This window comes from Mesorhizobium sp. 131-3-5 (assembly GCF_016756575.1).
Classification (GTDB): Bacteria; Pseudomonadota; Alphaproteobacteria; order Rhizobiales; family Rhizobiaceae; genus Mesorhizobium; species Mesorhizobium jarvisii.
Genome location: NZ_AP023254.1, coordinates 1,129,507 through 1,143,981, shown reverse-complemented (window position 1 = coordinate 1,143,981; position 14,475 = coordinate 1,129,507). Strand labels below are relative to the sequence as shown.

The following is a 14,475-nucleotide window of genomic DNA, read 5'->3' as shown; positions in this document are numbered from 1 at the left end:
TCCGCGATATCAGGCTATTTGACGGCCCCGAGCGCCAGGCCCCGGACGAGGTAGCGCTGCAGCCAGATGAACAGGATCGCCACCGGCAATGTCGCCAGCAGTGTCGCCGCCATGACGTGATGCCACTCGATCGTGTAGCGACCGGCGACGAGAGAAAAGACCTGGATCGGCAGGGTGTAGCTCTCCTGGCTGCGCAGCATGGTCAGCGCCACGACGAACTCGTTCCAGGCATTGATGAAGGTGAAGATGGCGGTGACCGCGATGGCCGGCAGGCAGAGCGGCAGGAACACTTTGCGCAAGGTCAGCCAGCGGCCGGCGCCTTCCATCCAGGCGGCCTCTTCGAGGTCGCGCGGAATGGTGTCGAAATAGCTCTGCAGCATCCAGACGGTGAAGGCGACGTTGAAGGCCATGTAGATGAAGCCGAGCGCCGTCGTCGATTCCACCAGCCCCCATGCGGCCATCAGCCGGAACAGGCCGAGCACCAGCACGATCGGCGAGATCATCTGCGAGATCAGCAGGAACTGGCGGAAGGCGCCGTAGCCGGCAAAGCGAAAGCGCGACATCGCGTAGGCCGCGGGAACGGAGATGAGGATGGCGCCGACCGTGGCGATGACCGAGACATAGAGCGAATTGGCCAGCGCCTGGCCGAAGCCGGTCGCTACCCACATGTCGGCAAAATTCGACCAGCGGAACTCGCTCGGCCACCATGTCGGCGACAGCACCTCCTGGCGCGGCTTGACCGCGGTGAGGAACATCACCGCGAAGGGAAAGATCGTCACCACGATCAGCGGCGCCAAAAGCAGCCAGGCGATGACGGTGCGTTTGAGCTTGCTCGTCATGAGCTTGTTTGTCATGCGCGCTGCTCCCGCATCGCCAACCGCACATAGATCATGGTGAAGACCAGCAATATGGCGAACATGACCAGCGACACCGCCGAGGCCTCGCCCAGTTTGCCGATCCGGAAGGCGAGCTTGTAGAGGTGGGTGACCAGGATGTCGGTCGAGTTGGCCGGCCCGCCCTGTGTCATCACCCAGATGATCGGGAAGGAGTTGAAGACGTAGATGGTGTTGAGCACGATGGCGATGTTGATGAACGGCTTCAGCAGCGGAAAGGTGATCTCGCGGAACTGCTGCAGCGGTGTGGCGCCCTCGAGCGCCGCCGCCTCGTAGAGATCGTCCGGGATCGACGACAGGCCGCCGAGGAAGATCGTTGTGGTGAACGGCACCGTCACCAATATGCCGATCAGCACCTGCATCGGGAACGCCGTCTCGGCGCTGGCCAGCCACTGGATGTTGTGGTCGATCAGGCCAAGGCCAAGCAGCGCCGAATTCAGCATGCCGCTTTCGCCGCTGAGCGCCCAGCGCCAGACCACCGCCGTCATGGTCAGCGACACCGCCCAGGGCAGCATGATGATGACGCGGGCAAGGCCGCGGCCATAGAAATCGGTGTTGAGGATCATCGCCACCGGCACCGACAAAAGCAGCGCACCGCCGACCACCAGCACGGTCCACACACCGGTGCGCCAGAGTGCCGCGACGAAATCGGGATCGGCGGCAAGCGACGCGAAATTGGCAAGGCCGCTGAACTCGCGCAACTGGCCGAAGCGATTGACGTCATGCGTCGATATCTGGATCAGGTCCCAGACCGGCCAGAAGATGACGACCGCCGCCAGGAACAGGCTGGGCAAGGTCAGGAGATAGGGCAGGAAACGATTTTGCATCGGCTGGCCTGGCTGGCGAATCCAAAATTCGCATCTGCAAGATGTGGCGCGCCCCGCCTGAGTCTGGGGCGCGCCACGGGGCGCAGGGAGATACGCCCTATTTCTTCAGCACCGCGTTGGCCTTCGCCGCCGCGTCCTTCAAACCTGCCTCCGGGTCGCCGCCGAGATAGATCTTCTGCATGGCATCCGAAGTGATCTGGGCAACCTCTTCCCAGCCCGGGATGACCGGCGCGAAGCGGGCGTCGGGCAGCAGCGCGGTGAAGGCGGCCAGATCGGCGTTGTTGACGTAATAATCCATCTTGGCCTCTTCCTTGTTCACCGGCAGGAAGCCTTCGCCTTGCGTGAACTTGGCGCGCTGTTCCGTGGTGAACAGGAAGTCCATCAGCTTCCAGGCCTCATCCTTGTTCTTGGAGTTCTTGAACATGATCATGGAATCGGTGACGCCATAGGTACCGCGCGCCCCGGTCGGGCCGGCCGGAATGGCGGCGACGCCGTATTTGAGCTTCGGCGCCTCGTCCTTGATCTGGTTGGACAGGAAGGGCGCGGTGATCATCATGCCGACCTTGCCCTGCTTGAACAGGTTCTGCACGTCCTCCCGGTTGTTGGAGGTCACACCTGGTTCGGTCAGCCCCTCGTCGATCATCGACTTGTAGAGCTTGGCGGCTTCGAGCGCGCCCGGCGTGCCGAGGCCCGACGTGCCGTCCTTGTTGAGGATTTCCGAGCCTTGCGACCACATCGCATAGTAGTAATAGACGTCGGTCTCGATCTCCTTGCCCTGCAGGCCGAACCCGAAGGCGCCGGATCCAAGCGCCTTGATCTTGCGGGCATCGTCCTGCAGCTCGGTCCAGGTCGCCGGCGGCTTGGCGATGCCGGCTTTCTCGAACAGTTCCTTGTTGTAATACATCGCGCGCGCCGAAGCGGCGATCGGCAAGCCGTAGGTCTTGCCGTCCATGATCGAGGGCGACAGGAAGGTGTCGATGAAGCGGCCCTTGAAGTCTGGCGTGATGTAGCTGTCTAGCGGTTCGGCGACGCCCTGCTGGACGAAGTCGATCAGCCAGCGCGTGCCGATGATCGACAGATCCGCATTGGTGCCGGCGGTGATGTCCGTGGTCAGCTTCTGCAGCAGCACATCCCACGGCACGACCTCGAACTTTATGGTGATGCCGGGGTTCTTGGCCTCGAACTCCTTCTTGACCTCTTCGAAATACGGACCGGTCTTGGCGCTGTATTCGGCGACGGTTACGCGTACTTCACCCGCATTCGCCTGCGCCGCGAAGGCCAGCATGCTCATTCCGGCCATCAGGCCGACAGTCCATTTGGCAAGGCTCATCTGATCTCTCCCATTGTTCCGCGCATTTGCGCTCCTTGTGCCGATACCAGGCACAAGATTTATGTGACTTTCCTACATTATCGAGGAATTCACGGCATGCAAGCGGATTATCATGTTGCTTAATTACATTCCTTTCGGTAGCCTGCCGACATCTGCCTGACCTGCGGGAGGAGCAAGCGCCGTGGTTTCGAAAGCCGAATTCGAAGGCCGCACTGTCGTCGTCACCGGTGCCGGCGGCGGCCTTGGCTCGGCGATCGTCGCATTGCTGGCCGGAAGGGGCGCCCGGGTGGTTGGCTGCGACCAGTCGCAGGAGGCGCTGGCAAGCCCGCACCTTGCCTCGCGCCATGTCTTCAACCTTCTCGACCGGGCTTCGATCGAGGCGGGGATCGCCGCCGTGCTGGATATTGACGGCGTGCCCGACATCCTGATCAACAATGCCGGCTGGACGCGCGCCGAGACGATTTCCGCGCTCGATGCCGACAGGATCGAGCACGAGCTCGACCTCAATCTGACCGGGGTGATGACTTTCGCCGACCCTATCGTCAAGGCAATGGCGGCGCGCAGGTCAGGCAGCGTCGTCTTCATCTCCTCCGTCAACGCCATCGCGCATTTCGGCAATCCGGCCTACGCCGCGGCCAAGGCCGGCATCAACGCCTATGCCAAATCGATCGCCGTCGAACTCGGCCGCAGCGGCGTGCGCGCCAATGTCGTCTGTCCCGGATCGATCCGCACCGCCGCCTGGGACCATCGGCTGGCCAAGGACCCGGAAATCCTGGGCAAGCTCAAGCGCCTCTACCCGCTCGGCCGCATCGTCAACGCCGCGGAAGTGGCTGAAGCCGTGGCTTTCCTTGCCTCGGACCGCGCATCGGGCGTAACAGGCGTGGTGATGCCCGTGGATGCCGGACTGACCGCCGGCTGCCTGCCATTCATCGACGACATATTGGGAGCGTGACCATGACCGACGTCCTGTTTCGCAACCTGTCGAAATCCTTTGGCCAGCACAAGATCCTTGAGGACATCAACCTCGACATCAGGAGCGGCGAGTTCGTGGTGCTGGTCGGCCCGTCCGGCTGCGGCAAGTCGACCTTGCTGCGCATGCTGGCCGGCCTGGAGACGATCAGTTCCGGCGACCTCATGATCGGCGGCACGCGCGCCAACGATCTGCCGCCGCAGCAGCGCAACATCGCCATGGTGTTCCAGTCCTATGCGCTGTTCCCGCATTTGAAGGCCTCCGACAATATCGGCTTCGGCCCGAAGATCCGTGGCGAGAGCCGTGCCGCCATCGACGACAAGGTCAAGAAGGCCTCCGGGGTGCTCAACCTCTTCTCCTATCTCGACCGCTACCCCCGCCAGCTCTCGGGCGGCCAGCGTCAGCGTGTCGCCATGGGCCGCGCCATCGTGCGCGAACCCTCGGTGTTCCTGTTCGACGAGCCGCTCAGCAATCTCGACGCGCAGTTGCGCGTCCAGATGCGCACCGAGATCAAGGCGCTGCACCAGCGGCTGAAATCGACCATCGTTTATGTCACCCACGACCAGATCGAAGCCATGACCATGGCCGACCGCATCGTCGTGATGGACCGCGGCCGGATCCAGCAGGTCGGCGCCCCGCTCGAACTCTATGACCGGCCGGCCAACAAGTTCGTCGCCGGCTTTCTTGGCTCGCCGTCGATGAGCTTTGTCTCCGGCGCCCTCAAGGCGACGCCCGAGAAAAGCTGGTTCGAATCGGCCGGCGGCGGACGGCTTGCGCTTGCCGGCAAGGCGGCACCGGCTGGCAATGCGGTGGAGGCCGGCATCCGGCCCGAGCACTTCATCATCGGTGAGGCCGCCGATGCCATGGCGCTCAAGGTGGATGTCGTCGAGCCGACAGGCTCCGAGACCCATGTCTATGGCGCCATCGGCACCGATACTGTGCGCGCCGTGTTCCGCGACAGGGTGCCGGTCAAGCCGGGTGACCTGCTGCCGGTCTCGGTCGATCCCGCCAACATCCATCTGTTCGACAAGGCGACGGGCCTGCCGCTATAAGGCCTGCCCCGAGGGCAACGGCATGAAGACGAAACAACAGACATGAAGACGCCGGCCGACATCATCACGCGGCTGCAGCTGATGTCGCAGGACGGCACCAAGTCGGATCGCCGGCTGGCCGGCCTTGTGCTGTCCGATCTCGATTTCGCTTCCAAGGCGGCCATCTCCGAGATCGCCGCGCGCGTTGGCGTCAGCGAACCGACGGTGACGCGCTTTTGCCGCAATCTCGGCTGCGAGGGCCTGCGCGACTTCAAATTCTACCTGGCGCAGGCCATCGCCATTGGCGGCCAGTATCTGTCGCCCGAACCGTTGAGCCGCGACGCGCGTGAGCAGCGCATCGCCTCGGCCATCACCGAAGCGGCGATCTCGGCCATCCAGCGCGCCAGCGAGAACCTGGACATGACGACGCTGGTCGCCGTCGCCGAGCGGCTTGCGACGTCAGGCAATGTGCTGTGCATCGGCTCTGGCGGCATCTCCTCGATGATGGCGACCGAGATGCAGAATCGGCTGTTCCGGCTTGGCCTGCCGGTGCTGGCGCAGATCGATGGGCAGTTGCAGCGCATGTACGCCGCCGTAGCCACGCCGGAAACCACACTGGTCGCTTTTTCGGTGTCCGGCTATGCGCGCTCGGTCATCGAGGCGGTGCAGGTCGCCCAGCAATATGGCGCCACCACGGTCGCCATCACCGCGCCCGATTCGGCGCTGGCCAAGGCCGCCGACACGGTCATCCATTTGCAGCCGCTCGAGGACGGCAACATCTACAAGCCGACATCGTCACGCTATGCGCTGCTGGCGATCGTCGACATGATCGTGACATCGGTTGCCGAGACGCGCGGTCCGAAAGTGCTGGAGAATTTGCGCCGCATCAAGCAGAGCGTGAACACGCTGAAGGTCGACGATCCAAGGCTGCCATTGGGGGATTGAAGGCGTCCCCGGGTTGATCGCGCCGGGCGAAGCCCCTCACCGGGATTGCCAACCGAATTGCAAAAGACAATTCGGGGCAATCCGACCTCTCCCCAAGCGGAGAGGAGGTAGCCACCGCCGGCGCTTTCCTCGTCTCCCCTGGGGGGAGAAGGTGGCCGCGAAGCGGCCGGATGAGGGGGCACCGCCTAGCAGAACTAGGCTCTATAGGCCGAGCGCCTCAACGCGCTGCGCCAGCGCCTCCGGATCACCCACGATGCGCACAGTCTTCAGCCGGCTCGTGCCGCCAGCGACAACCGAAACGGCCGATGCCGGCACGCCCAGCGTCTTGGCGACCAGTCTCTCCAGCGCGTGATTGGCGGCGCCGTTTTCCGGCACGGCGCGGACCCGCGCCTTCAAATGGCTTCGCCCGTCCGCCGCCGTTTCGACGCCTTCCAACCTGTCCATGGAAGATTTTGGTGTCAGCCGCACGAACAGGTCGATGCCGTTCTCACGGATGCGGAACGGCGCGCTCATGCGATCGTCGGGCTCAAAGCACCAGCGGTGCTACCGTGGTGAGAATGAACTGCCTGACGAAGAACAGGATCAAGAGCAGGATGATCGGCGAGATGTCGATGCCGCCAAGGTCCGGCATGAAGCGGCGGATCGGCCGCAGCGCCGGCTCGGTCAGCCGGTAGAGCATGTTGCCGATGCTGCCGACGAACTGGTTGCGCGAATTGACGACGTTGAAGGCATAGAGCCAGGAAAAGATCGCCGAGGCGATGATGATCCACCAGTAGAGGTCAAGCGCCATGACGATGGTTTGAATGAGGGCGAGCATGCCGGTCTCCAATTGTTGCCGACATGTAGCCATTGCACGCCAAACCGGCAAGGGCCGGCAACCGAAGCATCAGGCAACAGGGATTTTCGGCAAAACCCCGCCTTGACAGAAATCCGCCGTGCCAGATAAATGCGCCATCCGTTGGACGGGGCTGTAGCTCAGCTGGGAGAGCGCGTCGTTCGCAATGACGAGGTCAGGAGTTCGATCCTCCTCAGCTCCACCAGCGGAATAATTGGTTTTCTGCTTTTTCCGCCGCGCCGCCAGGGCGAATGGTCGTCCCAGGCCTCGTCATGCGGCGCTGCGTGCCAATTCCACCCCAAAGAAAGCCGCACGCAATTTCGCGACCTCCGGGGCTAGGCAATTGTCAATTGGACTTATGGCGATGGCCGTTGCCGGATCGCCGCTATTTTTTTTGGAAGCCGCCCCATTAGAGTGGCGTTCTCAAATCGGTTTTTTCTGTGTGTTGTGACAAGGCGTTTCGGCGGGGGCGACCGAAGGCGCTACAGGGATTCCGAGTTTGAAATGAAGAATTCGCCTGCGAAAGCAAAGACGTGTCCATTCGCGAGAACCTCGCTGCAAATCTCCGACGACTCTGCAAGGACCATGCCTCCGTTAGCGCGGTATGCCGTGAGTTGGGCATCAACCGCACGCAGTTTGAGCGATACCTGCAAGGGCAGACCGTTCCAAACAAAGCCACCGCCAAGCTGATCTGCGACTACTTCCGCATCGACGAGGCCGAACTCTACCAGGACCCTGGTACCCCCGAGCACAGGGCTCCCGGTCTGCCGCCGATTTCCGAAAGTCTGTTCAACCAGATGATCCGCCCGCCCGCCCCGTCGATCGCGGGCGGTACCTATTTCACCTACTTTTCCATCCCCGCCCGTCCCGACCTCCTGATGCGGTCGGTGACCTTCGTGCGTCGCGAGGCCGAACTGGTCACATTCCGCAGGGTCACCGGGTGGTCGGAGCGCCGTGGCTCGACATGGGCGCGGGCGCGCGGCAACCACTATGGCGTGGCCATCTCGCGCCTGAACTGGATCTATTTCAGCGGCGTCAACCGTCGCCAGACCGGCGAACCGTCGCTGATTTCCGTGCAGTGGGCTCCCATCTCCGAACCGGTGCTGACGGGCAAGGCCATGCTTCTGACAGAGGCCGGGCCGGCATTCGTATCGGTCATCATGCGGCAGGATATGTCCGGCATCCGGCCACGGCATGCGGTCCGCATGGCGCATGTCGTCAGGCTCGACGATCCCGGCATCGATCAACTCGTCGCCAGCCTCGCCCGGGACGGACTGGCTTAGTCGCCAGGTTACGCTAAATAAGAATAAGGATATCCCGAAAAAGCGTATGGTGACGATTGCCTACTCCATATCTGAGCAAAATCGATATTTTAGACTTTATCGCCAAGAAAGATATTTTAGATAACACTGCCTTTACTACAATTTTAACAAACCATTAACTCTTTCGACCTTACCTTTCTTCACGCGGATCCCGCTGCCGGGGTCTTTCAACAGATCCCATTGGGGGTCGGGAAAGGGACAAAAATGGCCAAGAAAGTGAACAATGCCCCGAAGCTGACGGTCGCCGCGGGCACGCAGACCGTCTTCTTCTCGCAGGGCATGCACTACAACAAGCGCTGAAGCCGTTCGGCGCCGATGGGCGGTTCGCCTGTCGGCGCCTCGCATTCACAAAACGGCATTCAGCATCATGAAAATGCGCTCTTCAAAAACGCTCGTCCTCTATCCCGGGACCAACAAGGTCACGGCCTGCAATTTCCTGACCCGAAGCGTCTTCGAATGCAGCCCCGAGGTGATCGGTCTCCTCGCATCCTGGGACGAATGGGCCTCTCCCGCGGAAATCTCGCGCGCTCACGGATGGTCGACGTCCGACCTGAGCGCCGTCGTCCCGCAATTGCTCGATTTTTCCGCCCTGGTCACCGCCGGCTCACCGCTGGCCGAACAGGAAACAAGATTCTCCGGACAGTGGAACTGGGGCATCCCGACCGCGCTGATGCACTTCTGCGTCCAGGACTCGGAGTTCATGACCATTGAGCATGCCGAGGCCCGCCAGATCGAACGCGCCGGCCATGTCGCACAGCCCGACCTCATGCTCAAGAATGCCGCCGGCGCCATTCGGCTGCCGAACGCACTCGACGACAACGAACTCCTGACCCTGATGGCGCGGCGCCGCACCAACCGCACCGCGGCCGCCCCCACCATCACCGCGCGGCAGCTTTCCGACTGCCTGTTCGCGGGCATGGGCATTACCGGCGAGACCAGCAACTGCGTCGGCCCCCTGCCGCTGGGCATGACCCCTTCGGGCGGCGCACGCAACCCTTATGAGGCCTATGTGGTTGCGCTTGGCGTCGAGGGCCTGGAGCCCGGCGTCTACCACTATTCCGCCGCCGATCACGACCTCGGCAGGATCTCGGCCAACCATCTGCCGAAGATTTCCGAACTGGTCGGCGGTCAGGAATGGGCTGATGCCATGCCTTGCCTGATCCTGCTTTGCGCCAGGCTCGACCGCACCATGTGGAAATATGAGGATGCCAACGCCTACCGCGTCGTGCTGATCGAGGCGGGCCATATCGGCCAGAACATGATGCTGGCGGCGACCAGGCATGGTCTGTCGGCCTGCCCCACGGCAGCGCTCAGCCATTCGGCGATCAAGCGTCTTCTCGGCCTCGACCGTCTCACCGATGCACCCATCTATGCGTTGACCCTTTCGACCCCGGAACCAAACCCGCATTCGGTGGGTCAGTCCGTTAATTAGCCGTCTTAGTATGTCCGTGTAGCCAATACGCGTTCCCTGAGTTCCATCCGATGACAGGAGAAGCACGTGGCCAATCAGTCCCTACGTCAGTCAGAGATCGATAGCCTTCAATATATCGCGACAATGAGCAATGAGCTCGTGCAGATGGCCGAAGCAAGCCGTTTTCCCATGATCTCCTACCTGCTCGGCATGGCCTATGCCGAGGCCTTCGACGTCCTGCGCGGCGCGCAGCCGGCAAGGCATGCGCAGCTCAGCGGCAACCCGATGCATACCAAGCCGAAGGACAACCACGCTCAGCAAAGGAGAGCGTAGCGGATGCAACACGCAGCCGTGTGCGCGCCGGCGCTGCGATCCCCGCCTTGATCGCCCGCGGCCCGCAAATGGACTTCATGCATAGAGATTCGAGGGGGACCCGCCAATGAACATGATCGCACCCATCAGGAGCGCCGACGCCAGGAACAGCATCTTCGGCCGGCTCCAGACCCTGATCGCCAGTCGGCCGGCATCGCCGGATGCCGCACGCGCCGAGGCCCGGCAACTGATTTCCCTGGCGATGGCCGACACCTGGCAGGCAGACAGCCTGTGGGGCGCGGCGGACGCCTTCCACGCCCATTTCGACTTCATGATGCAGACCATCGAGATCAACGGCGCCGACGATCCGAACCTCAGGACACTGCGCACGAAATGCCGCTTCTACCTGGATCAGGTCGAAGCGCTGTGCCAGTCGATGAGCCATTGACTGCGGTCCTCACAAAGATCGGACAGCACGGGTCGGGCCTCTGCTCTAATCCCGCAAATTGAACACGAACGGCGCCGTGCGGCTGACGCGGGAACCGAGCTCCGGCGGCGGTGCCGGCACCGTTGCGCCCTGCAGCACGGCGAGCGCGGCGCGGTCGAGGTCGGGATCGCCCGAAGAACGCGCCACGCGCGCCGACACCACCCTGCCGGATGCGTCCACCGCGAAGGCCACGTTCACATTGCCCTGCGCTCCCCTGGATTTCGCAGCACTTGGATAACGCTTGTGCCGATTGATCCATGCCGCCAGCCGGGATTCCCACTTGGCCGGGCTTATGCCCGAGAACCCTGCCGCCGCTTTCGGCGCGGCCGCCCTTGCCGCCGGCCTTGTCTGCGCGCTTGCGGTGGCAACCGTCCTTGCCGGCTCGGCCTTTTCCTTCCTTGGCCGCGGCTTGGGTTTCTCAGCCGGGTTTTTCGCCTTGGCCTGGACCAGCTTCTTTTCCTTGGCTTCTTCGACCGGCTTCGGCTGCGGCAACGGAACGACGACCTCGGGCGTGACGGCCTCGACGACATCGGGAATGACCTCGTCCGACGGCGGCTGATCGGCCGGTTCGGGCTCGGCTGTCGTGGTCAGCTCGGTCTCGTCGGGCGGCGCCATTTCCGGTTGCTCGGCTGTCGGCTCGGTCTGTTCGGTCATCTTCTCGGGCTCGGCTTCGGCGACCCTCTCGGCCTCCTCGACTGGTTCGGCCTGGTCGGGCATCGCTGCTTCAAGCATCGCCGCCTGTTCGGGCACGGCCGGCATCACCGTCATCGGCACCATTTCGATCATCGGAGCCCGCAGCGGCCCGCCATCCGTCTCGATCGGACTGAAGCTCTGCACCGCATAGGCGACTGCGACATGGGCGCCAAGCACCAGCACCGCCGCACCCGTCCACAAGCCAAGATCGCGCCAGCCGAAGCGCGACAGGTAAGTCGTGGGCGGGGCCGCCGCCTGCGTCATGGCGCGGCCGTTCCCGCGGGAGCGGGTGCCGGCGCATTGGTCGCGGGCGCCGTCTCCAGGCCGACCAGGGCGATCCTCAGATAGCCGGCGCCGCGCAGCAGGTTCATGGTCTCCATCAGGTCGCCATAGGCGACCGCCTTGTCGGCGCGCAGGAAGATGCGCGTCTGCTTGTCGCCCCTGGTCCTGCTGTCCAACGTGGCCGCGAAGGCCGGGCGCGGCACGCTGTCGTTGTCGATAGCCAGCGTAAGATCATCCTTCAAGGTCAGGAACAACGGCGTTTCGGGTCGCGGCGCGGGCATCGCCGTCGAGCCCGGCAGGTCGACATTGACGTCCACCGTCGCCAGCGGGGCGGCGACCATGAAGATGATCAGCAGCACCAGGATGACGTCGATGAAGGGCGTGACGTTGATCTCGTGGCTCTCCTCGAGATCGTCGTCCAGGGTCTGGCGGATTCTGCTTCCCATGGCGTCGCTACTCCGCCGTCGGCGCCGTCGCCGGCGCGACCGTGCGGAAGTCCAGGTCGCGGCTGACCAGCCTCTCGACGCCCGCCGAGGCGTCGGCGAGGATCTGCCGGTAGCCGGCTATCGAGCGGGCGAAGACATTGTAGATCACCACTGCCGGAATTGCCGCGACGAGGCCCATCGCCGTGGCTAGCAGCGCTTCGGCGATGCCCGGCGCGACCACTGCCAGATTGGTGGTCTGCGCCTGCGAAATGCCGATGAAGGCGTTCATGATGCCCCAGACGGTGCCGAACAGGCCGACGAAGGGCGCCGTTGACCCGATCGTCGCCAGCACGCCTGTGCCGCGCGACATGCGCCGCGACGCCGCCGCCTCGATGCGCGACAGGCGCGAGGCGACCCTTTCCTTCAGCCCGTCGCCGCCGGCATGGTCGAGCGCGCCGGCCGAGAGCGCGGTCTCTTCTTCCGCTGCCTTGACCAGAAGCGTGCCGGGGCCGCCACTGCGGTCGAGCGCGCGGCTCGCCTGCTTCAGCGTCGCGGCATCACCGATCGCGCGGACGGCGCGGCGGATACGCAGTTTGCCGCCAAGAATCTCCAACGATTTGGCCAGCCATATCGTCCAGGTGACTAAAGAAGCGAAGGCCAATCCGATCATCACCGCCTTCACGATGATGTCGGCGGCCATGAACATGCCCCATGGCGACAGATCGTGCGGCAGGTTCAGCTCCATTGGCTTTCTCCAACGCGGTCGCCGATTTCCCATTCTGGCCTCGGCAGTCCGATGTCTGGGTTGATTATAAAACATGACTATGCAAGTCAACATTGAAGATGACTGCAACAGTCAACAATTCGCCGGGACAGCCTATGACGTTCGCCAGCGGCAGCGCGATGCCCGCAACATCCTGCTTCTTCGCGTCAGAGCCGCGGCCTGAGTGGACGACTTGAGCTTCGCCAGTCAGGATGGCTCTCGCGATAGGCAAGGAGACACCCTCGGATGATCAAGGCAACGCCCTTCGACTTCCCGTATGACGGCAGGCTGGTGGCCAAAAACACGGCACTTGTCGTCATCGACCTGCAGCAGGATTTCCTGTCGACCACGGGCTATTTCGCCAGAAAAGGATATGACCCTTCGCCGCTGCGGGCGATCCTGCCCACGGTGAACCGGCTGATATCAGCCGCGCGCAAAGCCGGCGTCACGGTCATCCACACCAGGCAGGGCTATCGCGCCGACATGGCCGACATGACGCCCTATGAGAAATGGCGCCGCAAGCGCTCCGGTCTCGACGGCACCGACGTCTTGCTGCGCTCGGGCGCGGGGTTCCAGATCGTTCCGGAGATCGATGTCGCGCCGCAGGACATCATCGTCGACAAGACCTGCAACAGCGCCTTCACCTATACGGATTTCGAGCTTGTGCTGCGCGCGCAAGGCATCTCGCACCTGATGTTTTCCGGCTGCACGACCGACGTCTGCGTGCACACCACGCTGCGCGAGGCCTGCGACCGCAACCTTCAGTGCCTGACGATCTCCGATGCCTGCGCCAGTGGCGACCAGAGAGCTCACGAGGCGGCGCTTCACATGGTGACGGTCGAGGACGGCGTGTTCGGCGTCCTGGCCGATTCAGCCGCCGTCATCGATGGCCTGTCGCGGCTTGGCAACAGGCATCACGCAGACGATTGACGTCACCGTGCTGCAAGCGTCTCCAGCCCCGTGCGAGGCGCGTAGGCCCCCGGCTGGAAAACATCATGTTCGCGGCGCGCCAGCGAGTTGCGCAGCAGCGCGATCGTTTCCCGGCCGGCCGTCGCGATCTCGCGCGGCGTGTCGACGCCGACGATCATGAACTCATCGATCCCGAGCCCGGCATAGGCCAGCAGCGACAACGCGACCTGGGCGGGCGGCCCGGACAGGTCGACCGCCTTGTGGCCGGTAGCGGAAGCGCCCTGGTGGATCCGCACCGGAAGCGCGAAGCGCAGCTTGCCGACCCGGCCATGTTCGGCGGCAGCGCCACGCACCCGCTCCATCAACTGCCTGACATCGTCGATCGAGCCCGGCGCCAGTTCGAAGACATCGGCATGCCGGCCGGCCACTTTCAGCGCCGTTCCCGATTGCCCGCCCATGCGGATGGTCAGGTCGGCGCCGTGCGGCCCTTTGCGCGGCACGTAGCCGCCCTTGATGCTGTAGAAGGCGCCTTCATGATCGAAGGGCCGGTCGTTCGACCACAGCCGTTTCAAAAGCACGAGATATTCGTCGATGCGCTGCCAGATGACGCCATGCCCGGCCGGCCGCGACTCGGCATCGTCATCGTTCAACGGCTCGCTGATCATCCGGAGCGCCAGCCGACCGCCGCTTTTTCGATCCATCGATGCCAATTGGCGCGCCGCCACGGTCGGCTCGACGACACCTGCCCAGTGGGTCAGCACGACCTCGAGCGAGGCGGTGCGGTCGAGGACCTGAGCGGCAAGATCCATATTGGTCAGCAGCCCGGCCGAATCGTCGACGACGATCTTCTGAAAGCCGCCATCCTCGATCAGTCCGAGCTTGGTCGCCGTCTCGGCAAAATCATAGAAAAACGGAATGGCGGCGTCGGCGGCCTTGCCGGGGACATGGGTGAATTCGATCGGCATTGTCATCTCCCCCATCGCTGGAATCATGGATGCGCTGAAATTCGAATCGCGGCCGCGCGCAAACGCACCGGGATC

The 14,475-nt window shown here is 63.4% G+C and carries 17 protein-coding genes and 1 tRNA gene; 9 read left to right on the top strand and 9 right to left on the bottom strand.

Features of this window, described 5'->3' with window-relative positions; translation table 11 throughout:
* Positions 1-14 precede the first annotated feature (14 nt).
* From JG747_RS05555 to JG747_RS05545, 3 genes are all read right to left on the bottom strand, one after another.
* Positions 15-854, bottom strand: coding sequence for a carbohydrate ABC transporter permease (locus JG747_RS05555; protein WP_019861901.1), 840 nt, complete (start codon positions 852-854; stop codon positions 15-17).
* Complete coding sequence (locus JG747_RS05550) at positions 851-1,720, bottom strand: carbohydrate ABC transporter permease (RefSeq protein WP_010912213.1); 870 nt, start codon at positions 1,718-1,720, stop codon at positions 851-853. The genes JG747_RS05555 and JG747_RS05550 overlap by 4 nt, the downstream gene beginning before the upstream one ends.
* 97 nt (positions 1,721-1,817) lie before the next feature.
* A complete protein-coding gene (locus JG747_RS05545; protein ID WP_019861903.1) occupies positions 1,818-3,050 on the bottom strand; it encodes an ABC transporter substrate-binding protein in 1,233 nt (410 codons plus the stop codon).
* A 181-nt stretch (positions 3,051-3,231) separates the two neighbouring features.
* Here JG747_RS05545 and JG747_RS05540 point away from each other — a divergent pair, with 181 nt between their 5' ends.
* From JG747_RS05540 to JG747_RS05530, 3 genes are read left to right on the top strand one after another with little or no spacing between them, the layout of a single operon-like run.
* Positions 3,232-4,002 (top strand): SDR family oxidoreductase, encoded by a 771-nt coding sequence (locus JG747_RS05540; protein ID WP_202361330.1) that lies wholly within the window; start codon positions 3,232-3,234, stop codon positions 4,000-4,002.
* 2 nt (positions 4,003-4,004) lie between these two features.
* Entirely contained in the window at positions 4,005-5,072 is a 1,068-nt protein-coding gene (locus JG747_RS05535) for an ABC transporter ATP-binding protein (protein WP_202361329.1), read from the top strand.
* Positions 5,073-5,114: 42 nt separating this feature from the next.
* On the top strand, positions 5,115-5,996 hold the full coding sequence (locus JG747_RS05530; RefSeq protein WP_019861906.1) for a MurR/RpiR family transcriptional regulator: 882 nt from the start codon (positions 5,115-5,117) through the stop codon (positions 5,994-5,996).
* A 201-nt stretch (positions 5,997-6,197) separates the two neighbouring features.
* Here JG747_RS05530 and JG747_RS05525 read toward each other — a convergent pair whose 3' ends face one another.
* Positions 6,198-6,509 (bottom strand): DUF167 domain-containing protein, encoded by a 312-nt coding sequence (locus JG747_RS05525; RefSeq protein ID WP_064981375.1) that lies wholly within the window; start codon positions 6,507-6,509, stop codon positions 6,198-6,200.
* 13 nt (positions 6,510-6,522) lie between these two features.
* The gene (locus tag JG747_RS05520) at positions 6,523-6,813 is read right to left on the bottom strand and encodes a YggT family protein (RefSeq protein ID WP_027047523.1); all 291 of its coding nucleotides are present in this window, start codon (positions 6,811-6,813) and stop codon (positions 6,523-6,525) included.
* A 147-nt stretch (positions 6,814-6,960) separates the two neighbouring features.
* On the opposite strand from JG747_RS05520, the gene JG747_RS05515 reads away from it, so the two are divergent.
* The 5 genes from JG747_RS05515 (at position 6,961) to JG747_RS05495 (ending at position 10,324) form a co-directional block, all read left to right on the top strand.
* Positions 6,961-7,036, top strand: a tRNA-Ala gene (locus tag JG747_RS05515).
* Between the two features lie 328 nt (positions 7,037-7,364).
* Positions 7,365-8,114: a helix-turn-helix domain-containing protein gene (locus JG747_RS05510; RefSeq protein ID WP_202361328.1), complete on the top strand. Its 750-nt coding sequence runs from the start codon at positions 7,365-7,367 to the stop codon at positions 8,112-8,114.
* A 412-nt stretch (positions 8,115-8,526) separates the two neighbouring features.
* Positions 8,527-9,585, top strand: coding sequence for a SagB/ThcOx family dehydrogenase (locus JG747_RS05505; protein ID WP_244748336.1), 1,059 nt, complete (start codon positions 8,527-8,529; stop codon positions 9,583-9,585).
* A gap of 66 nt (positions 9,586-9,651) precedes the next feature.
* Complete coding sequence (locus JG747_RS05500; RefSeq protein ID WP_019861913.1) at positions 9,652-9,897, top strand: hypothetical protein; 246 nt, start codon at positions 9,652-9,654, stop codon at positions 9,895-9,897.
* Between the two features lie 106 nt (positions 9,898-10,003).
* Entirely contained in the window at positions 10,004-10,324 is a 321-nt protein-coding gene (locus JG747_RS05495; protein WP_202361326.1) for a hypothetical protein, read from the top strand.
* A gap of 45 nt (positions 10,325-10,369) precedes the next feature.
* Here JG747_RS05495 and JG747_RS05490 read toward each other — a convergent pair whose 3' ends face one another.
* Genes JG747_RS05490 through exbB form a run of 3 tightly spaced genes read right to left on the bottom strand, consistent with a single transcriptional unit; the run spans position 10,370 to position 12,541 of the window.
* Positions 10,370-11,320, bottom strand: coding sequence for a TonB family protein (locus JG747_RS05490; protein WP_064981383.1), 951 nt, complete (start codon positions 11,318-11,320; stop codon positions 10,370-10,372).
* Complete coding sequence (exbD, locus tag JG747_RS05485) at positions 11,317-11,784, bottom strand: TonB system transport protein ExbD (RefSeq protein WP_202361325.1); 468 nt, start codon at positions 11,782-11,784, stop codon at positions 11,317-11,319. Before exbD ends, JG747_RS05490 begins: the two co-directional genes overlap by 4 nt.
* A gap of 7 nt (positions 11,785-11,791) precedes the next feature.
* Positions 11,792-12,541, bottom strand: coding sequence for a tonB-system energizer ExbB (gene exbB, locus JG747_RS05480; RefSeq protein WP_202361324.1), 750 nt, complete (start codon positions 12,539-12,541; stop codon positions 11,792-11,794).
* A gap of 231 nt (positions 12,542-12,772) precedes the next feature.
* Here exbB and JG747_RS05475 point away from each other — a divergent pair, with 231 nt between their 5' ends.
* Entirely contained in the window at positions 12,773-13,456 is a 684-nt protein-coding gene (locus tag JG747_RS05475; protein WP_202361323.1) for a cysteine hydrolase family protein, read from the top strand.
* A 2-nt stretch (positions 13,457-13,458) separates the two neighbouring features.
* On the opposite strand, the gene JG747_RS05470 is transcribed toward JG747_RS05475, so the two are convergent.
* The gene (locus JG747_RS05470; RefSeq protein WP_202361322.1) at positions 13,459-14,400 is read right to left on the bottom strand and encodes an LLM class flavin-dependent oxidoreductase; all 942 of its coding nucleotides are present in this window, start codon (positions 14,398-14,400) and stop codon (positions 13,459-13,461) included.
* Positions 14,401-14,475: the final 75 nt, after the last annotated feature.